The organism is Kitasatospora sp. NPDC127060, from assembly GCF_042724935.1.
Taxonomy (GTDB): Bacteria; Actinomycetota; Actinomycetes; order Streptomycetales; family Streptomycetaceae; genus Kitasatospora.
Genome location: NZ_JBHXEG010000025.1, coordinates 67,392 through 85,759, shown reverse-complemented (window position 1 = coordinate 85,759; position 18,368 = coordinate 67,392). Strand labels below are relative to the sequence as shown.

Below are 18,368 nucleotides of genomic sequence, written 5' to 3'. Positions count from 1 at the left end.
CTCCGTCGGGGCTCCTAGCGTGGTTCGCGTCATCCGCCAGACAAGGAGAAGGCCGTTGCTCTACTGAGGTCCCGGGACACCGCCCCCGCCACGCAGGCCCTGCCGCCGCGTGGTGTGCGAGTGTGCGACCTCAGTCACGGCCCCGTGGCGCCTCGTTGCGCCGCCCTCCTGTCGTTCGGCCGTACCGGTTCCGCACCCGCGGTGTCTCCCCGTGTTGCTCGTCACCCCTTCAGCAACCACCCGGGAGGCCTTGCATGGCACAACCCACCACCGCCGTCCTCTGCACCGACCTCGCGTTCGAGTGGCCCGACGGCAAATCCGTCCTGGACGGCTTCCACCTCGCCGTCGGCCCCGGCCGCACCGGACTGATCGGCCTGAACGGCGCCGGCAAGTCCACCCTGCTACGGCTGATCGCCGGCGAACTCACCCCCACCGGCGGCACCGTCCGGGTCGCGGGCGAACTCGGCTACCTCCCGCAGGGACTCACGCTCGACACCGGCCTGCGGGTCGACGAGGCGCTCGGCATCCGGGCCGCCCGCGAGGCCCTGCACGCCATCGAGTCCGGTGACACCGACCAGCGGCACTTCGACGCCGTCGGCGACGACTGGGACGTCGAGGAGCGCGCCCGCGCCACCCTCGACCGGCTCGGCCTGCGCAGCCTCGACCTCGACCGCACCACCGGCGAACTCTCCGGCGGCGAGGCGGTGTTGTTGCGGCTGGCCGCCCTGCTGCTGCGCCGCCCCGACGTGCTGCTGCTGGACGAGCCCACCAACAACCTCGACCGGGCCGCCCGCGAGCGGCTCTACGAGACGGTGGCCGGCTGGCAGGGCGTCATGGTGATCGTCAGCCACGACCGCGAGCTGCTCCAGCACGTCGACCAGATCGCCGACCTGCGGGACGGCGGAGTCACCTGGTACGGCGGCAACTTCGCCGAGTACGAGCGCACCCTCGCGGCCCAGCAGGAGACGGCCGAGCGGCTGCTGCGCAACGCCGAGGCCGACGTCCAGCGCCAGAAGCGGGACTTGGTCGACGCCCGCACCAGGCTGGACCGCAGCGCCAGTTACGGCAAGAAGCGCTCGGTCACCCGCAACGACCCGCACATCATCGCCGGGATGCTCAAACGCAAGGGCCAGGAGACGGCGGGCCGGCTCACCGGCATGCACACCGAACGCCTGGAGGAGGCCAAGGCGCGGCTCACCGCCGCCGAGGAGGCGGTGCGCGACGACGCCGAGATCCGGATCGACCTGCCGCGCACCGCCGTGCCGGCCGGGCGCACCGTGCTCACCCTGCAGAAGGTCGGGCTGCCCACCGGCGGCACCGTCGACCTCGACCTGCGCGGCCCCGAGCGGATCGCCCTGGTCGGGCGCAACGGCTCCGGCAAGACCACACTGCTGCGCACGATGGCGGGCGAACTCGCCCCGCTGGAGGGCATGGTCACCACCCAGGTGCCGCTGCGCCACCTGCCGCAGCGGCTGGACCTGCTGGACGACGGGTTGACGGTCGCGGAGAACGTCAAGCTGTTCGCCCCCGGTGCCGGGGACAACGCCGTCCGCGCCCGGCTGGCCCGCTTCCTGTTCCGTGGCGGCCGGGCCGACCAGCCGGCCGGCACCCTCTCCGGCGGCGAGCGGTTCCGGGCGACGCTGGCCGCCCTGCTGCTGGCCGACCCGCCACCGCAGCTGCTGCTGCTCGACGAGCCGACCAACAACCTGGACCTCGCCAGCGTCCGTCAGCTCACCCAGGCGCTGGCCGCCTACCAGGGCGCGCTGGTCGTGGTCAGCCACGACCTGCCCTTCCTGCGCGGCCTGGGCCTGACCAGGTGGCTGGAGCTGGACGGCGAACTGAGGGTGGTGGATCCGATGTAGCGGTTAGTGCCGTCGGTCGCCCCCCGCGGACTCGGCGAGCACCCGGCGGGCCGTGCTCAGGGCGGAGTCCTTGAGCGCGGCCAGCTCCTCGGGGCTGTACACCGGGGTCCGGAGGTCCGGCGCGATGCCCGGGCCGTCGAAGGTGCTGCCGTTCCGGGTGAGGTACTCCTCGTTCGGCAGCACCACCGCGAAGTCCGGCGAGAGCGGCTTGATCAGGACGTCCGAGAAGACGCCCTGGGTGTTCTCGCCGATCCGGGTCACCCGCGGGGACCGTCCCATCAACGCCTGGGCGAAGGTCTCCGCGGCGCTGGCCGAGATCGAGGAGGTGAGCAGCGCCACCGGCCCGGTGAAGTGCTCGCCGTCCGAGGGCAGCACGGGGACGGGCACGGGCCGGGTGAACTTCGCCGGGTCGGCCGGGTCGTCGCGCGCCACCTTCCGGTAGGCGAGGTACGGGCGGTCGGTGAGCCGGGCGGTGATGTGCAGCCCGAGCGCGTCCGAGCCGCCGCCGTTCAGTCGGACGTCGAGCACCAGGCCGCTGACCCGGTCCGGATCGGCGAGCAGGGCGTCGAGGGCCTTGTCCAGCTCGGTGACCTGGCTGCGGTAGTCGCCGTCGGTGTAGCCGTCGAAGCTGCCCACCCGCAGGTAGCCGACGCCGTCGGGGAGCCGGCCCACGCCGAGCTTGCCGCCCGCGAAGAGCTGCTCCGGGCCGGTGAGCTGGGCCGCGACGGCCTCTCCGGCCCGGGCGGTCAGCTCCTTGGTGCGTACCGTCGAGCCGGGCCGCCGCCCGCCGAACACCGGGTTCGGCTGTCCGTCGACGATCCGCGCCAGTCCGGTGTGGGCGTCGCCGAGCGGCCGGAGCATGTCGACGAAGACCGCCTGCAACTGATCGGTGGACGTCGCCGGGGTGATCCGCCGCCGCTGCTCGTCCCGGACGGCGTGCCAGTCGATCCCCTTGGCCGCGAAGAAGGGGTAGTTCTCCTCGAAGTCCTCCCAGAACCGGTCGAAGACCGCGAGCGGGTCGTTCGGCGCCGGGGTGGTGCACAGCGGTGGCAGCGCCGGGATCCGGTTCAGCTCCTTGGCGCCGACCCCGCCCTCCTCGCGCTCGACGGCCCGGTTCCGGCCCGTCGGGGTGAGGGAGACCGCGTCGTTGCCCATGGCGTAGCGGACGGCGCCGTCCGGCCCGGCGGGGCCGGCCTGCGTCGCGGTGATCCAGCCGGGCACGCAGCTGTGCGCGGTCACGTCGTAGGTGGTCAGCCGACCCCCGACGACGGAGACCACCGTGCCGTAGCCGTCCATCCGCCAGACCCCCTGCAGCGGATCGCCCTTCTGCCCTTGCCCCTGTGCTCCGGCCACCCCTTCGACCGGCGTCACCCCGTCCGTCGGCGCCGCCCCGTCCGCCGCCCCGTCCGCCGACGCCGCTCCCGGCGTCACCACGGCGACCGTCGTCGCCAGTGCCGCCGTCACGACCGCGGCGGCCGCCGCCCTGCCGATACCCCTGTGCGTCATCTCCGGCCTCCGCCGAATCCCGGCTTCCCCCTGCGGAACCCCTCCGCCGCCGTGGTGCCGACGTTAGGACCCTGGGCCCCGCCCGGGCGTCATCCGACGCGCCGCCGCCGTACCCTCCTGTGGGTCCACTCGTCCGCCCGCCCGAACAGCCTCTGGAGGGATGGACGGCAAACCGTTTGACGGCGGGTGGAAATTCGTCGCACCGGGTCCAACTACCGTGCGCTGCAGTACCATCGGCGACATGCCTGCGCTCAACATCGAGTACACGGAGCACGAACTCGCCGCGATCCGCGAGGCCGCCGCGGCGGACGGCAAGAGCGTCAAGGCGTACGTCCACGACCTCAGCGTGCGGGAGCAGCAGCGGCGGGTCTTCGTCGACCACGCCGTGGCGTTCTGGAAGGGTCACCGGGCGGAGTTCGACGCCGCGGCCCCGGAGGACTCGCCCGCCGCGTGAGGCGCGGGGGAGCGGCCCGGGGAGCGGCCGGACAGGGCCGGGTCACCACCGCCCAGCTCGGCCACGACGCCGACCCGTCCTGGTGCGCGGTCGGCCGAGTGGATCCGGTCGGGAGTCGAGCTGTCAGGCGCGGGCGAGCTTCCCTGCGACTCGGGTGCCCAGCCGGTCCAGGCCGACGACGGCGAGGCCGAGCACGATGAACTCGACCGTCAGCTGGGCGATCTGGCCCCAGACGTAGCCGTAGCCCTTGGTGGTCGGGTCGAAGAAGAAGTACGGGTAGGGCGTCGGGAAGTCGTCGAACAGCGCGTTGCGGGCGAGCACGACCGCCGCGTAGCCGAGCGGGAAGGCCAGCCAGAGCGGTATGTCCTTCCAGGCCGCCGCGTTGCGCGGCTTCAGCGCCAGCCAGTCGATCAGCACCATCACCGGCGTGACGTAGTGCAGGAAGAAGGAGGACCAGTGCGCCAGCCGGTCCGGCCCGCTGACCAGTCCGGGCAGCGGGCTGGCGCCGTGCTGGAGCAGGACGTGCGAGACCAGGCCGGTGATCAGGATGTACAGCGTCGCCGCCCCGCGCAGCCGGGGTGCGGGGGCGTCCACGGTGTCGCGCTTGACCATCCAGTACACCGCGCCGATGAAGTAGCCGAGCACGATGACGTTGCTCTGCACGGTGAAGTACACCAGCGAGGCGGTCCCGAGGGACAGGCCGAGGCCCGCCGAGAGCACGATGCCCATGCGCCACCACAGCGCGGGGCGGGTCCGGACGGTCATACGGTCACCAGTTCGTTCCAGGCGATACGGGAGGTATCGGACGTCGGGAGGGGGAGATCGCACTCTACTTCCTGGCCCCGGCCGGATGGAACTCGTGTACGAACTTCGTGCAGGAGTCCTCCGGGTCACCCCGGCAGTACGAACCCCGACTCGTACGCCGCGATCACCGCCTGGGTGCGGTCCCGGGCCCCCAACTTGGCCAGCACGCTGCCGACATGGGTCTTCACCGTCTCCTGGCTGACCACCAACTGCCTTGCGATCTCCCCGTTGTTGAGCCCGGTGGCCATCAACCGCAGCACCTGCCCCTCCCGTTCGGTCAGCCGACCGATCGGCCCCCGGTCGGCGGCGGCCCCCCGCCGGCCGTCCGCGCCGTGCCGCAGCGCGAGGTCGCGCACCGCCGCCGGGAACAGCAGCGAGTCCCCGCGCGCGACCAGCCGCACCGCCTGGACCATCTCCTCCGCCCGCGCCCGCTTCAGCAGGAACCCGGCCGCGCCCGCGCGCAGCGCGTCGTACACGTGGTCGTCGTGCTCGAAGGTGGTGACCACCAGGATCCTCGGCGGCTCGGCCATCCCGCCGACCAGCTGCTCGGTGGCCCGGATCCCGTCGATGCCGGGCATCCGGACATCCATCAGCACCACGTCCGGGCGCAGTTCGCGCACCAGCGGGACGACCTCGGCGCCGTCGGCGGCCTCGCCGACCACGAAGAGGTCCGGCTCGGCGTCGATCACCACCCGCAGGCCCATCCGGACCAGCCGCTCGTCGTCCGCGATCACCACCCGGATGCCGGCCACTCCGTTCCCGCCGGCGACCCCGTTCCCGCCGGCGACCCCGTTCCCGCCGGCCGTTCCGTCGTCGCCGCTCATCCCGCTCTCGGCGCCCGTGCCGTTCCCGCCGCTCATCCCGCAGTCCCTCCCACCGGCAGCCAGACGGCCAGCCGCCACGTCGTCCCGTCCTCGCTCGGCCCCACCGCGCTCCCGCCGCGCAGGGCCGCCGCCCGTTCCCCGATCCCGCGCAGTCCGCGCCCGCCGCCGGGGCGGCTCGGGCGGGACGGGCCCAGCGGATTGGTCAGTTCGATCTCCAGCCGGTCCGCGTCCAGCCCGACCCGCAGTCCGGCCGGGGCCGGCCCGGCGTGCCGCAGCACATTGGTGAGGCCCTCCTGCACGATCCGGTACGCCTCCCGGGAGACCTCGACGGGAAGCGCGCCCAGGCCGGGCGCCAGCTCGGCGTCCACCGTCACGCCGGTGCGGGCGAGTTGGCGCAGCAGGTCGTCCAGCCCGGCCAGCGTGGGCCCGGCCGGAGCGGCACCGCCGTCCTCCTCCTCGCGCAGCAGTCCGAGCACGGTGTCCAGTTCGGCGACCGCCCCGCGCGCGGTCTCCTCGATCGCCCGCAGCGCCTCGGCGGCGAAGTCCGGGTCGGTGCGCAGCACCCGGGCGGCCGCCGAGGCCTGGATGCCGACCGCGCTGAGCGCGTGCCCGACCGAGTCGTGCAACTCGCGGGCCAGCCGGTTGCGCTGGGCCAGTACAGTGGCCCGGCGTTCGGCGGCGGTCAGCCGCTCCTCCGGGGTCGGGCCGAGCAGCGTGGGCGCCCAGCGGGCCAGCAGCGCACCACAGGCGGCACTGCTCCCGACGACCAGCAGCAGGACGGCCAGGCCCAGCGCGGGGCCGGTGAACATCCAGGCGGGGAAACGATCCGTCCAGTAGTCGGCCAGGTCCCCGGGCCCGATGAGGCCGAACAGCAGCACCACCGCGAACGGCACCCCGGCCAGCGTCATCCCGGCGACCACCCCGCCGGAGAACAGGTGCAGCACGAAGAACAGCGAGGTGCGCCGGCGGGCCGCCCAGGACCGGGACGGCCCGGTGGCCAGCTCCTCCGGCCGGGCCACCGCGCACAGCGCCCGGGCGGCGGCGCCCTCCAGCCCCCGCACCGTCGGCACCAGCGCGGTGACCGCGGCCATCGGCAGCGAGGTGAACAACGCGAGGAGTTGCAGCAGTGCTTGGCGCACGTGCCCCTGGTTCGGGTTGAGCGCCCCGAGCCCCACCACCGACAACAGGTAGTACGGCATCAGCAGGGCGCCGCCCAGCACCAGGTGCACCCAGCGCAGCCGGGCCCGCCGCCCCAGCAACGCCTCGCCCGCCCGCCGGATCCGGCTGCCCCCCGTGCTCATCCGGGCGACTCTACGTCAGCGGCGGCCTCCCGGGCGCCGCGTTCCGTCAGTGCCACCGCGCCGGCGGCCAGGATCAGTACCCCGGTCACCACCTGGGCGGCCTCTACCAGGGGCATCAGCCCGGGCACCGCCATCCGCAGGTCGGTCACCCCGGTCGTGGTCGCGCCGAAGGCGACCAACTGCCAGCTGCCCCAGCCGAACAGTGAACCGGCCGCCGTCCACGCCACCAGCAGTGGCCCGCGAAGCCGCCGCTGCGGCCGGATCCGGAACACCAGGATCAGCAGCGCCGCCGGTGCGGCCACCGCCATGGCCGCGGTCACCGTGTTCATCACCGCCACACCCCGGGAGCGCTCCTCCGCCATCGCGATCGGCACCCCGGCCGCCCCGCCCGCCGCCCAGTACGCCCGGGCCGCCGCGACGCCGACGCCGAGCAGCGCCGCGACGCAGCCGAGAGTCCGCTGGACGGTCAGGGTGGGGGTGTGCGGCAGGTCGCCGGTCCGCGCCCGCAGCAGTGTGGCCCAGCGCCGCCGGACGTACAGCACGAAGGCGGTGATCAGCGCCACGCCCTGTGCGGCGAACCCGCCGTACACCACGGCGAAGACCCAGCTGTCGAGCCCGTTGTCGTCCCCCTGGCCCGTGCTCCGCTCCGACCCCAGCACGACGGTGCTCAGCAGGTACAGCGGTAGTGCGACCAGGATGGTGCCGAGCAGCCCGGTCGCCACCCACATCGGGAACGCCACCAGCCCGGCCGGCAGCCGCCGTCCCCACGGCCGGACGAAGGCCAGTGTCAGGGCCACGGCGATGGCGTCCATCCCGACGGTCAGCAGGTTCAGCAGCCACAGCCGGTCCATCCCGCCGGGATCGCCCGACCCGACCGGATGCCCGGTCAGCCACAGCGCCTTGAGCGCCAGGTACGGCACCGTCGCCGACACCGCGATCCAGGCGGCCCCGGTCCGTACCGCTCCCTCGTTGATCCTCATGTCCCTACGCTGCCGCCGCACCCCGGCCCGCGGCCTCCGCCCCGGGGGCGATCCCGCTCCCCCCGGCGGGGGATCCTCCCGTACCTCAGGCCATCCAGTGGATCAGCCGGTCCTCGTGGTCCACCCGCCCGTCCGGGTCCGGCACCAGCCCGAGCCGCCCGGCCAGCCGGCGCGACGGCAGGTTGTCCGCCCTGATCAGCGCCGTCACCGGAATCCCGGGGAACCGCGGCAGCGCCTCCGCCATCGCTGCCCGGCACGCCTCCGCCGCGTACCCCTTGCCCCACGCCGACGGCCGGAACCGGTAGTACAGGTTGAACACCGGCTCCCCGTCCAGCGAGTGCAGGAACAGCCCGGCCACCCCGATGACCACCCCCGGCTCCTCCCGGGTCGCCACCATGCAGTACCCCACCCCGTCCCGCGGCCAGTCCGCCACGAACCCGGCCAGCTGCTCCCGCGCCGCCGCGATGTCCCGCTGCGGCCCGTCAGGGTTGTACCGGTTGGTCTCCGGATCCCCGTGGATCGCGAACATCGCCTCCGCGTCCCCCTCCTGCGGCCGGCTCAGCACCAGCCGCTCGGAGACGGTGACGATCGTCCGGCCGGAGACGGAAAGGTCGGTGGAGAGGTCGGTGGCGGGCATGGTGGCTCCCCGTGTCGTGCGTAATGGTCCAATGGCACGATAGGCCATTACGTCGACACTCGCCCGGTTATTTCCTACAGGATCGGCTCACACCCGATCGCCTTGCCCCCGGCGGTGAGGAACTGCCTTACCAGGTCGTTCTGGTCGGAGAACAGGTAGTCTCCGAGGCCGCCGCGGAGGGGCCCCTCGAAACCGCCGTCGATGGTGAAGTAGACGTCCCGGCCCTGGCAGGTGGCAACGAGTGTCCCGCGGGCGACCCATCGGGCCCGCCCGAGCGGCTCGTTGTCGGGTTGCGGGGGCACAGCGATGGGCCGCGGGTCGGTGGTGATCGCGAGGATCTGAGGCAGACTGCTCGTGCCCGGCCTGCTGATTGCGCAGGTCCAGACCGGGTCGGACGCGGTGGTGACCTGCTGCCGGTACGTCCACTGGACGTTAGGGTCCCTCGCGGGTGCGAACCCTGGAAGGCCGCAGAGGTTGTTCCAGTCCGGATCCGTCTCGGAGCCCCTTGCGGAGAGACTCGTCGGCGCAGGAAGTGTGCGGTCCGCGCAGGAGTGGTTTTTGGCAGCTCCGTTCGCGAACGCGACGGCCAGCCTCGCCCTGGCCTCGTCGTGCCCCGCGACGTCGGTGCGCACCTCGGCAAGCAGGCCCTTCGGGCACCCCTCGGGGAGCAGGGCCCACGCCACGCGGGAGGTCACCGAGCCGGCCGAATCTCCGGAGAACAGTCGGGCGTCCCCCGAGGCGAACTCGGTCGGGCCGTCACGGTTGGGCCTGAGGGTGAAGCGCACCTCCCTCTCCTTCGTCTTGAAGAGGCCGGAACTGACGGTGGCGAAGCAGTCGTTGCCGGCGGAGACCCCGGTCCGGTCGTAGGAGCCGTTTCTGTACTCGCTGATTCGTCCGGGCCCTACCGCGTCGTGCACTTGGTCCGCCGTGGCCGCCCCGTCGCAAACGGTGTCAGGTCCGCCGAGATTCGTCTGCCGGTACACCGCGAACCCCCCCGCCCCGGCCAGGAGCAGGGAGAGCGCCAGTGTTACCACCACCGACCGCCTCCGCCAGGTGTGCTTGGAGCCATCGCGCTCGGCGGACGCAGCAGGAGTGCCAGAGCATTCGTCAGGTTCAATGTCCATGGTCCTCACCCCTTGCCGAATGCGGCGTGGTACGCGTTGTCGATCCCGGTGTTGTAGAAGGGCCCCGCCTCAAGGAGCAGATGGTTCGTCACGGTGCCGGCGTGGCCGGCGTCCGCCGGAGCGATGCCGTACTGGCTCGCCTTGCCAACGATCATCGCATCCAGCTCGGAGCGTCCCGCCGAGTAGCGGTCGCTCACGCTGGCCGCAGTGGCGCTGCTGATCGGCGCCTTTGCCTGCTCGGCCCACGAGGCGGTCCCGATGTCGACGAGGCGCTGCGCTGCGTCTCCCAGTGGCACCACCTTCGAGACCCCGGGCATCAGAAAGTCCGGCGCCAGGTTCACGGGCGTGCCGATCGCGTGGTAGAGCATCCGCTGCTGCCAGTCGATGGCCGAATTCTTGGCATCCGCGTGGTCGGTGACCGCGTTGACGAACGCTGCGTCGAGCCCGCCGAGGACCTTGGCAGACTGCTGCGAGAAGGCGGACAGGGTGTGGTCCGGGCGGCCCGTGGCATCGGGCTTGAAGTCCTCGGGCCCGTAGGTGTCGAGGCGGCGGGCGATCTCCTCGGTCTGCGACTTGTGGATGATCTGGAACGTGTCCGGATCCTCCAGGGCACCGCGGACCACGCGGAGGAGTTGCTCCGGCTTTGCAGTCAGTCCGTTCGGCTGCGATGGGCCTTGCAGATCGTTGCCCAGAATTCCGAACACATCCGGTGAGTAGTCGGCGAGCATCCTGGCTACCGGTCGGCGCAGGACTGTCGCCACCGACGTTCGGTCGTCAGGCGTGGTGCCCCCGAGGGTCTTGAGCGTTTCGTCCATGATCCGTTGGCTGACCGGGTCGTGCGGCGCCGGGTGCTGGTTCCGGTCGGGGCCGCGGCTGGTGGTGGCGTCCTCCAGCATGTCCGCGAACAGCTTGTGGGACGTGTCACGCAGGACGTCTGCGGGAAGCTTGCGCTCCTGGTCCTCGTCGAGCCAGCCGCGGTCCTTGAGGAGGTGGACCAGGTTGTTGTTCTGGCTGGGGTCGAGGAACGTCTGGGTCGTTTCCCGATCGCCCTTCATCATCCGCAGGAGCGGGGCCAGCGGGTCGCCCTTCCTGGGGTCCTCGTAGAAGGCAGGGCCCCACAGGTCCATGCCCTTGAGCTTGTTGTTGGCCTCGTAGTCGAGCAGGTCGGTGCCGACCCTGCGCACGAAGGCCTTGTCGAAGGTCCCCTTCGTCTCCATCAGCGTGGTGAGCGCCAGGTACGTGTCGTTCGGGCCGCCCGGACCGCGGGCGGCCCGGAACAGCCCGTTCTCCCATTCCTTGCCCATCCCGTTGTCACGGGTGCCGGTGGCGAGCACCACGGCCATGTTGCCGTAGACGTCTTGGTAGCCCTTGGCGTTGTGGTGGCCTTGCGCGAGGTCGCCGAGGATCTTGCTGTAGTCGAGGAAGGCTTCCGGACCGGTCTGCCCGTTGCACTGGAGGCCGGTGAGCAGCGTGGTCGCGAACTCCTTGTTCTCCGCGTTGGCGGCCAGCAGCGCCTGCAACTGCTTGAGTTCGTCATCGGAGAGGTCGTAGGCCTTGGAGATCAGGTCCTGCGCCCGCTTGGCGTCGCTGACCGGGCCGGTGCCGCCGGGGGTGGGGTTGAAGACGGCGTTGCTGGTGCCGATGTCGCTCTGAAGGTGGAGAGTGGCCCGCTGGTCGGCGGCGGTGGCCTTTTCGACGGCCTTGCCCAGACGGTCCGAGATTGCGAGGGACTTGGCGGCCATGTCCCGTGCCAGGACCTCGCTGTCCGTGTCGTTCCTCGCATCCTTCGGGAGGCTCCAGCTCACAGTGCCGTCAGCCGAGACGCTCAGTCCCTGCGCCTGCGCGTCGTGGAGGGCCGTGTCCAGGTCGTGGCGGGCGGCGGTGAAGTCCTCGGCGGCGGTCTTCATGATCGCGGCGAGGGAGGTGGCGACGGCCGAGCCCTTCTTGAAGTCGTCGTCGATGCCCTGCAGCGCCTTGGTGGCGCTGTCCGCGGCGTCGCCCTTCCAGCCGGCCCGTTGCGCGGTGCTGGTGAGGTCCTTGGTGACCCGACCGTCCAGGGCGGTGAGGGCCTTGGCGACCCCGGCCCATGCCTCGGCGGCGTCGGAGACCCCGGAGAAGTCGGCTTCGTGCAGTTCCTTGAAGGACACCATGTGTCCGTTCCCCCTTCTGACTTCTACCGGGTCGCGCGCAGATCGGCGGTGGTCGTGAGCTCGTTGGAGTGGTAGTTCTGCCGCGTCTGGTCGAGGCCCGTGGCGGCGTTGTCGACCTTGTCGTGCAGGGTCTTGCACTGCTGGAGCCACCGTTCGGTGCTGCCGGTGAGGGCGGCACCGAAGGAGAAGCCGCGGATCCTGGTGGCGGCGGTGCTCGCGTACTCGGTGAGGCTGTGCGCGCCGGGCCCGGCCTTGGCGTTGGCGTCGTCGAGGTCGGTGGCGATCTGCCGGGCGAGTCCGGCGGAGGCGGTGAGCTCGTACGGGGTGTCCAGTCGGCTGGTGACCTTGCCGGGCGGGATGAAGGGGAGTTGCGGCACGGTGGTGCCGTTGTCGGCCGGCGCCGGAGGGGCGTACGGCGATTTCTTGGCCGCCGTGCTCGGCATCGGGTCCGTCGCCGGGGCGACCGGTCCGGTGGTGAAGTACGGGCTGCCCATGTGTGTGTCCTCCCCTGGACGTTGGGGGGTCGTGCACCCCCCGCGACATGACGACCGTACAGGTCGGCTCCGTCAGTGCACCGACCCACCCTCCGTGCCGTCGGCCGCACTGGGCGTGATCGATTCCATCAGGGCTTACGCGGGGGTGAATTGGCGACACGGGCCCGGGGTCGAGGGCTTGTTACCGGCCGGTCGCTTGCCTATCATCGCGAGTGTTACAGCTTTACTGTCAAACCCCGGAGGGTTCTGCAGCCAGTGCGTGACACAAGCAGTCCGGTGGCCGGTGCGGGCGGGCCGGGGCCGTTGGCGGGTGTGCGGGTGGTCGAGCTCGCCGGGATCGGGCCGGGGCCGTTCGCGGCGATGCTGTTGGGCGACCTCGGGGCGGACGTGGTGCGGGTGGACCGCCCGGAGCCGTCGCCGCTCGGCACCGACCCGGCGTACGACCTCACCAACCGGAACAAGCGCTCGGTGCTGGTCGACCTCAAGTCGCCCGAGGGGCCCGGCCTGGTGCTGGACCTGGTCGAGCGGGCCGACCTGCTGATCGAGGGCTACCGGCCCGGGGTGGCGGAGCGGCTCGGCGTGGGCCCGGAGGCTTGTCTGGCGCGCAATCCGGCGCTGGTGTACGGGCGGATGACCGGCTGGGGCCAGCAGGGGCCGCGGGCCGCCACCGCCGGGCACGACCTCGGGTACGCGGCGGTGGCCGGGGTGCTCGGGCTGGTCGCCTCGCCGGGCGGGGCCGACGCGCCGCCCGGGATCCCGGCGAACCTGCTGGGCGACTACGCGGGCGGCTCGCTCTACCTGGTCGTCGGCCTGCTGGCCGGGCTGCACCACGCCCGTACCACCGGGGCCGGGCAGGTGGTCGACGCCGCGATCGTGGACGGTGCGGCCCACCTCGGCAGCATGCTGTGGGGGCTGTTGGCGGCCGGCCACTGGCAGGACCGCCGGGGCGTCAACCTGCTGGACGGCGGTGCACCCTTCTACGCGATCTACCGGGCCGCCGACGGTGGGCACCTCGCGGTGGGCGCGCTGGAGCCGCGGTTCTACGCCGAGTTCGCCCGCCTGTTGGAGCTCGGCCCGGACGCGCCCGGTCAGTACGACCTCGCCCGCTGGCCCGAACTGCACGCCCTGATCGCGGCCCGCTTCGCCACCCGGACCAGGGGCGAGTGGGAGGCCGTCTTCGCGGGCTCGGACGCCTGCGTGGAACCGGTTCTGACGATGCGTCAGGCGGCTGTTGAGGAGCACCTGTCGGCCCGCGGCACCTATGTCGAGGCGGACGGCGTGACCCAGCCCGCGCCCGCCCCGCGCTTCTCCGCCACCCCCGGCGCGCTGCGCCGCCCACCGGCCCGGCCGGGGGCGGACACCGCCGAGGTGGCCCGGGAGTGGGGCGTTCCGGCGCTCCGGCCCGCGAGCAGCGCCACCGAATCCGTCAACTCAGCGGCAGAGCAAGGGGAGTAGCGTTGCAGCGCGAGATCTTCACCGAGCAGCACGAGGACTTCCGGGCCACCGTGAAGGCCTTCCTCGCCAAGGAGGTGCTGCCCCACTACGACCGCTGGGAGAAGGCGGGCATCGTCGACCGCTCCGTCTGGCTGGCGGCCGGCCGACAGGGGCTGCTCGGGACGGCCGTGCCCGAGGAGTTCGGCGGTGGCGGCGCCCCGGACTTCCGTTACGCCGCCGTGCTGGCCGAGGAGTTCGCCCGGGCCGGGGCCTCCGGACTGGCGATCGGGCTGCACAACGACATCATCGGCCCGTACCTCACCTCGCTCGCCACCGAGGAGCAGAAGCGCCGCTGGCTGCCGGGCTTCTGCAGCGGCGAGCTGATCACCGCGATCGCGATGACCGAGCCGGGCACCGGCTCCGACCTCCAGGGCATCCGCACCCAGGCGGTCGACCAGGGTGACCACTTCCTGCTCAACGGCGCCAAGACCTTCATCTCCAACGGCATCCTGGCCGACCTGGTCATCGTGGTCGCCCGGACCACGCCCGAGGGCGGCGCGCACGGGCTGAGCCTGCTGGCCGTCGAGCGCGGCACACCCGGGTTCGAGCGCGGCCGGAACCTGGACAAGATCGGCCAGAAGGCCCAGGACACCGCCGAGTTGTTCTTCGAGGACGTCCGGGTGCCGAAGGAGAACCTGCTCGGCGAGCTCAACGGCGGCTTCGTCCACCTGATGCAGAACCTCGCTCAGGAGCGGCTGACCATCGCCGCCGCGGCGATCGCCGGCGCCGAGTACCTGGTGGAGATCACCACCGACTACGTCAAGCAGCGCGAGGCCTTCGGTCGTCCGCTGGCCAAGCTCCAGCACGTCCGCTTCGAGATCGCCGAACTGGCCACCGAGTGCGCGATCACCCGGACCTTCGTCGACCGCTGCATCACCGAGCACAACCGCTACGCGCTCACCCCGGCCGACGCCTCGATGGCCAAGTGGTGGGCCACCGAACTGCAGAAGCGCACGGCCGACCGCTGCCTCCAACTCCATGGCGGCTACGGGTACATGAGCGAGTTCCCGGTCGCCCGGGCGTTCACCGACGGTCGGATCCAGACGATCTACGGCGGCACCACCGAGATCATGAAGGAGATCGTCGGCCGCTCCATCCTCGGCTGAGCCCCGTCGCCCTCGGCCGGGCCCCGCCCGGCGCCGCCGCCCCTACCCCCAGGCCCCGTCCGGCGCCGCCCGCTCCCCAGGCCCCGGAAGGCCCCCGGACCCGCAGGAACCCTCGCCCCGAAAGGCATCCCCATCGTGACCACCGAAGCGTACGTCTACGACGCGATCCGCACCCCGCGCGGCCGCGGCAAGGCCACCGGCTCGCTGCACGGCACCAAGCCGATCGACCTGGTCGTCGGCCTGATCCACGAACTGCGCCGCCGATACCCCGAGTTGGACCCGGCCGCGATCGACGACATCGTGCTCGGCGTGGTCAGCCCGATCGGCGACCAGGGCTCCGACATCGCCCGGATCGCCGCCATCGCGGCCGGTCTGCCCGACACGGTGGCCGGCGTCCAGGAGAACCGCTTCTGCGCCTCCGGCCTGGAAGCCGTCAACCTGGCCGCCGCCAAGGTCCGTTCGGGTTGGGAGGACCTGATCCTGGCCGGCGGCGTGGAGTCGATGTCCCGGGTCAAGATGGCCTCCGACGGCGGCGCCTGGTTCGCCGACCCGATGACCTCGTACGAGACCAACTTCGCCCCGCAGGGCATCGGCGCCGACCTCATCGCCACCATCGGCGGCTTCTCCCGCACCGACGTGGACGCCTTCGCCGCCGAGTCCCAGGCCCGCGCCGCCAAGGCCCAGGCGGACGGCCTGTTCGACCGCTCGGTGGTCCCGGTCCGCGACCGCAACGGCCTGGTCGTGCTGGAGCGCGACGAGTTCATCCGCCCCGGCACCACCGTCGAGACCCTGGCCGCCCTCAAGCCGTCCTTCGCCGCGATCGGCGAGGCCGGCGGCTTCGACGCCGTCGCCCTGCAGAAGTACCACTGGGTGGAGGCCATCGATCACGTCCACCACGCGGGCAACTCCTCCGGCATCGTGGACGGCGCCGCGCTCGTCGCGATCGGCAACCGCGAGGTCGGCGAACGGTATGGGCTGCGCCCGCGCGCCCGGATCGTCTCCGCCGCCGTTTCCGGCTCCGAGCCGACCATCATGCTCACCGGCCCCGCCCCGGCCACCCGCAAGGCGCTCGCCAAGGCCGGGCTCACCGCCGCCGACATCGACCTGGTCGAGATCAACGAGGCCTTCGCGGCGGTCGCCCTGCGCTTCATCGGCGAACTCGGCTTCCGGCCCGACCAGGTGAACGTCAACGGTGGCGCGATCGCCCTCGGCCACCCGCTCGGCGCCACCGGCGCGATGCTGCTCGGCACCGTCGTCGACGAGCTGGAGCGGCGTGACCTGCGCTACGGCCTGATCACCCTGTGCGTGGGCGGTGGCATGGGCGTCGCCACCATCGTCGAGCGCGTCTGACCACCCCGCCCCCCGCAGACCGGTAGAGCAGACCGGTAGACCTGGAGACCGTGAACTCATGAGCGACACCACCACCATCCGCTGGGAGCAGGACCAGGACGGCGTGGTCACCCTCGTCCTCGACGACCCCACCCAGTCCGTCAACACCATGAACGAGGCCTTCACGGCCGACTTCGAGGCCGTGGTCCAGCGGCTGGCGAGCCTGGGGGACGCGCTGCGCGGCGTGGTCGTCACCTCCGGCAAGAAGACCTTCTTCGCCGGCGGCGACCTGCGGATGCTCTCCGCGGCCCGCCCCGAGGAGGCCGAGGTCGTCTTCGAGAAGTCCATGCGGATCAAGCGCTCGCTGCGCACGCTGGAGACCCTCGGCAAGCCGGTCGTCGCCGCCGTCAACGGCAGCGCCCTCGGCGGCGGACTGGAGATCGCCCTCGCCTGTCACCACCGGATCGCGCTGGACACCCCCGCCAGCCGGATCGGCCTGCCCGAGGTCACCCTCGGCCTGCTGCCGGGCGGCGGCGGTGTGGTCCGTACGGTGCGGCTGTTCGGCATCACCGACGCCCTGCTGAAGTTCCTGCTGCAGGGCCGCCAGTACCGCCCGGCACAGGCGCTGGAGCACGGCCTGGTGCACGAACTGGTCGACACCCCGGAGGAGTTGACCGCGCGAGCGAAGGCCTGGATCGAGGCCAACCCGACCGCCGTCCAGCCCTGGGACGTCAAGGGCTACAAGATCCCCGGCGGCACCCCGGCCACCCCCGCCTTCGCCGCCAACCTGCCCGCCTTTCCGGCCAATCTGCGCAAGCAGCTCAACGGCGCCCCCTACCCGGCCCCGCGCAACGTGCTGGCGGCGGCCGTGGAGAGCAGCCAGGTCGACGTCGACACCGCGATGGCGATCGAGGCCCGCTACTTCACCGAGCTGGCCTGCGGGCAGACCAGCAAGAACATGATCCAGGCGCTGTTCTTCGACATGCAGGCGGTCAACTCCGGTGCCGGGCGCCCCAAGGACGTCGAGAAGCGGCCGGTCCGCAAGGTCGCGGTGCTCGGCGCCGGGATGATGGGCGCCGGCATCGCCTACGCCTGCGCCAAGGCCGGCATCGAGGTCGTGCTCAAGGACGTCAGCGCGGAGGCCGCCGAACGGGGGAAGGCCTACTCCGAGGGCCTGTTGAACAAGGCAATCGCCCGCGGCCGCTCCACCGAGGCCAAGCGCGACGCCCTGCTCGCCCGGATCACCACCACCTCCGAGGCCGCCGACCTGGCCGGCTGCGACGCGGTGATCGAGGCGGTCTTCGAGAACACCGAGCTCAAGCACAAGGTGTTCCAGGAGATCGAGGGCGTGGTCGCCCCCGACGCGCTGCTCTGCTCCAACACCTCCACCCTGCCGATCGGCGTACTCGCCGAAGGCGTCCAGCGCACCGGCGACTTCATCGGCCTGCACTTCTTCTCGCCGGTCGACAAGATGCGCCTGGTCGAGATCATCCGCGGCCCGCAGACCGGCGACGAGGCGCTCGCCCGCGCCTTCGACCTGGTCCGGCAGATCGACAGGACGCCGATCGTGGTCAACGACTCGCGGGGCTTCTTCACCTCCCGGGTGATCGGCCAGTTCCTCAACGAGGGCGTCGCCATGGTCGGCGAGGGCATCCACCCGTCCTCGATCGAGCAGGCCGCCGCCCAGGCCGGCTACCCCGCCAAGGTGCTCTCCCTGATGGACGAGCTCACCCTCACCCTGCCGCGCAAGATCCGCGACGAGTACCGGCTCGCGGTCGAGTCCGCCGGTGGGACTTGGACCCCGCACCCGGCGGACGCCGTGGTGGACCGGATGGTCGACGAGTTCGGCCGCCCCGGGCGCAGCGGCGGCGCGGGCTTCTACGAGTACGGCGAGGACGGCAAGCGCGGCCGGCTCTGGCCGGGGCTGCTGGAGCACTTCTCCGTCGCGGGCTCCGCCGATCCCTCCGAGGTCCCGTTCGAGGACCTCAAGGAGCGGATGCTGTTCAGCGAGGCGATCGACTCGGTGCGCTGCCTGGAGGAGGGCGTGCTCACCTCGGTCGCCGACGCCAACGTGGGCTCGATCCTGGGCATCGGCTTCCCGGCCTGGACGGGTGGCGTCTTCCAGTACATCAACGGGTACGAGGGCGGCCCGGCCGGCTTCGCTGCCCGCGCCCGCGAACTCGCGGCCGCGTACGGCGAGCGGTTCGCGCCGCCGGCGCTGCTGGAGCGGATCGCGGCGGAGGGGCGGACCTTCACCTCCTGATCAGCGGCCGAGTCGTCGTGAGACGCCGGGCGGCCAGGTG

15 protein-coding genes are annotated in these 18,368 nt (G+C 72.2%); 6 read left to right on the top strand and 9 right to left on the bottom strand.

Going from position 1 to position 18,368, the window contains the following annotated elements:
- Nucleotides 1-254 precede the first annotated feature (254 nt).
- On the top strand, nucleotides 255-1,862 hold the full coding sequence (locus ACFWIS_RS16640) for an ABC-F family ATP-binding cassette domain-containing protein (protein WP_380456297.1): 1,608 nt from the start codon (nucleotides 255-257) through the stop codon (nucleotides 1,860-1,862).
- A gap of 3 nt (nucleotides 1,863-1,865) precedes the next feature.
- Here the strand turns inward: ACFWIS_RS16640 and ACFWIS_RS16635 are convergent, their stop codons facing one another.
- The gene (locus ACFWIS_RS16635; protein ID WP_380456299.1) at nucleotides 1,866-3,368 is read right to left on the bottom strand and encodes a S41 family peptidase; all 1,503 of its coding nucleotides are present in this window, start codon (nucleotides 3,366-3,368) and stop codon (nucleotides 1,866-1,868) included.
- Between the two features lie 241 nt (nucleotides 3,369-3,609).
- On the opposite strand from ACFWIS_RS16635, the gene ACFWIS_RS16630 reads away from it, so the two are divergent.
- The gene (locus tag ACFWIS_RS16630; RefSeq protein WP_380456300.1) at nucleotides 3,610-3,822 is read left to right on the top strand and encodes a hypothetical protein; all 213 of its coding nucleotides are present in this window, start codon (nucleotides 3,610-3,612) and stop codon (nucleotides 3,820-3,822) included.
- Nucleotides 3,823-3,945: 123 nt separating this feature from the next.
- Here ACFWIS_RS16630 and ACFWIS_RS16625 read toward each other — a convergent pair whose 3' ends face one another.
- The 8 genes from ACFWIS_RS16625 to ACFWIS_RS16590 form a co-directional block, all read right to left on the bottom strand.
- On the bottom strand, nucleotides 3,946-4,587 hold the full coding sequence (locus tag ACFWIS_RS16625) for a Pr6Pr family membrane protein (protein WP_380456302.1): 642 nt from the start codon (nucleotides 4,585-4,587) through the stop codon (nucleotides 3,946-3,948).
- 125 nt (nucleotides 4,588-4,712) lie between these two features.
- The gene (locus tag ACFWIS_RS16620; protein ID WP_380456383.1) at nucleotides 4,713-5,369 is read right to left on the bottom strand and encodes a response regulator; all 657 of its coding nucleotides are present in this window, start codon (nucleotides 5,367-5,369) and stop codon (nucleotides 4,713-4,715) included.
- 113 nt (nucleotides 5,370-5,482) lie between these two features.
- Nucleotides 5,483-6,751, bottom strand: coding sequence for a sensor histidine kinase (locus tag ACFWIS_RS16615; RefSeq protein ID WP_380456304.1), 1,269 nt, complete (start codon nucleotides 6,749-6,751; stop codon nucleotides 5,483-5,485).
- The gene (locus ACFWIS_RS16610; RefSeq protein WP_380456306.1) at nucleotides 6,748-7,731 is read right to left on the bottom strand and encodes a hypothetical protein; all 984 of its coding nucleotides are present in this window, start codon (nucleotides 7,729-7,731) and stop codon (nucleotides 6,748-6,750) included. The genes ACFWIS_RS16615 and ACFWIS_RS16610 overlap by 4 nt, the downstream gene beginning before the upstream one ends.
- Nucleotides 7,732-7,816: 85 nt before the next feature.
- Nucleotides 7,817-8,368: a GNAT family N-acetyltransferase gene (locus ACFWIS_RS16605; RefSeq protein WP_380456308.1), complete on the bottom strand. Its 552-nt coding sequence runs from the start codon at nucleotides 8,366-8,368 to the stop codon at nucleotides 7,817-7,819.
- 74 nt (nucleotides 8,369-8,442) lie between these two features.
- Complete coding sequence (locus ACFWIS_RS16600; protein ID WP_380456310.1) at nucleotides 8,443-9,405, bottom strand: hypothetical protein; 963 nt, start codon at nucleotides 9,403-9,405, stop codon at nucleotides 8,443-8,445.
- Nucleotides 9,406-9,497: 92 nt separating this feature from the next.
- The gene (locus ACFWIS_RS16595) at nucleotides 9,498-11,642 is read right to left on the bottom strand and encodes a hypothetical protein (RefSeq protein ID WP_380456311.1); all 2,145 of its coding nucleotides are present in this window, start codon (nucleotides 11,640-11,642) and stop codon (nucleotides 9,498-9,500) included.
- 23 nt (nucleotides 11,643-11,665) lie between these two features.
- Entirely contained in the window at nucleotides 11,666-12,136 is a 471-nt protein-coding gene (locus ACFWIS_RS16590; RefSeq protein WP_380456313.1) for a hypothetical protein, read from the bottom strand.
- A gap of 312 nt (nucleotides 12,137-12,448) precedes the next feature.
- Between ACFWIS_RS16590 and ACFWIS_RS16585 the strand changes: the two genes are divergently transcribed.
- From ACFWIS_RS16585 to ACFWIS_RS16570, 4 genes are all read left to right on the top strand, one after another.
- Nucleotides 12,449-13,591, top strand: a complete 1,143-nt coding sequence (locus ACFWIS_RS16585) for a CaiB/BaiF CoA transferase family protein (protein WP_380456384.1) — start codon at nucleotides 12,449-12,451, stop codon at nucleotides 13,589-13,591.
- 2 nt (nucleotides 13,592-13,593) lie between these two features.
- Entirely contained in the window at nucleotides 13,594-14,736 is a 1,143-nt protein-coding gene (locus tag ACFWIS_RS16580; protein ID WP_380456315.1) for an acyl-CoA dehydrogenase family protein, read from the top strand.
- Nucleotides 14,737-14,871: 135 nt separating this feature from the next.
- Nucleotides 14,872-16,086, top strand: coding sequence for an acetyl-CoA C-acetyltransferase (locus tag ACFWIS_RS16575; RefSeq protein WP_380456317.1), 1,215 nt, complete (start codon nucleotides 14,872-14,874; stop codon nucleotides 16,084-16,086).
- A 58-nt stretch (nucleotides 16,087-16,144) separates the two neighbouring features.
- A complete protein-coding gene (locus tag ACFWIS_RS16570) occupies nucleotides 16,145-18,328 on the top strand; it encodes a 3-hydroxyacyl-CoA dehydrogenase NAD-binding domain-containing protein (protein ID WP_380456319.1) in 2,184 nt (727 codons plus the stop codon).
- The last annotated feature ends 40 nt before the right edge of the window (nucleotides 18,329-18,368 follow it).

Excerpts from the sequence above, each read along its gene's own strand:
- ACFWIS_RS16640 (WP_380456297.1), top strand. The coding sequence starts at position 255 with ATGGCACAACCCACCACCGCCGTCCTCTGCACCGACCTCGCGTTCGAG.
- ACFWIS_RS16635 (WP_380456299.1), bottom strand. The coding sequence starts at position 3,368 with ATGACGCACAGGGGTATCGGCAGGGCGGCGGCCGCCGCGGTCGTGACG.
- ACFWIS_RS16630 (WP_380456300.1), top strand. The coding sequence starts at position 3,610 with ATGCCTGCGCTCAACATCGAGTACACGGAGCACGAACTCGCCGCGATC.
- ACFWIS_RS16625 (WP_380456302.1), bottom strand. The coding sequence starts at position 4,587 with ATGACCGTCCGGACCCGCCCCGCGCTGTGGTGGCGCATGGGCATCGTG.
- ACFWIS_RS16615 (WP_380456304.1), bottom strand. The coding sequence starts at position 6,751 with ATGAGCACGGGGGGCAGCCGGATCCGGCGGGCGGGCGAGGCGTTGCTG.
- ACFWIS_RS16610 (WP_380456306.1), bottom strand. The coding sequence starts at position 7,731 with ATGAGGATCAACGAGGGAGCGGTACGGACCGGGGCCGCCTGGATCGCG.
- ACFWIS_RS16605 (WP_380456308.1), bottom strand. The coding sequence starts at position 8,368 with ATGCCCGCCACCGACCTCTCCACCGACCTTTCCGTCTCCGGCCGGACG.
- ACFWIS_RS16595 (WP_380456311.1), bottom strand. The coding sequence starts at position 11,642 with ATGGTGTCCTTCAAGGAACTGCACGAAGCCGACTTCTCCGGGGTCTCC.
- ACFWIS_RS16590 (WP_380456313.1), bottom strand. The coding sequence starts at position 12,136 with ATGGGCAGCCCGTACTTCACCACCGGACCGGTCGCCCCGGCGACGGAC.
- ACFWIS_RS16570 (WP_380456319.1), top strand. The coding sequence starts at position 16,145 with ATGAGCGACACCACCACCATCCGCTGGGAGCAGGACCAGGACGGCGTG.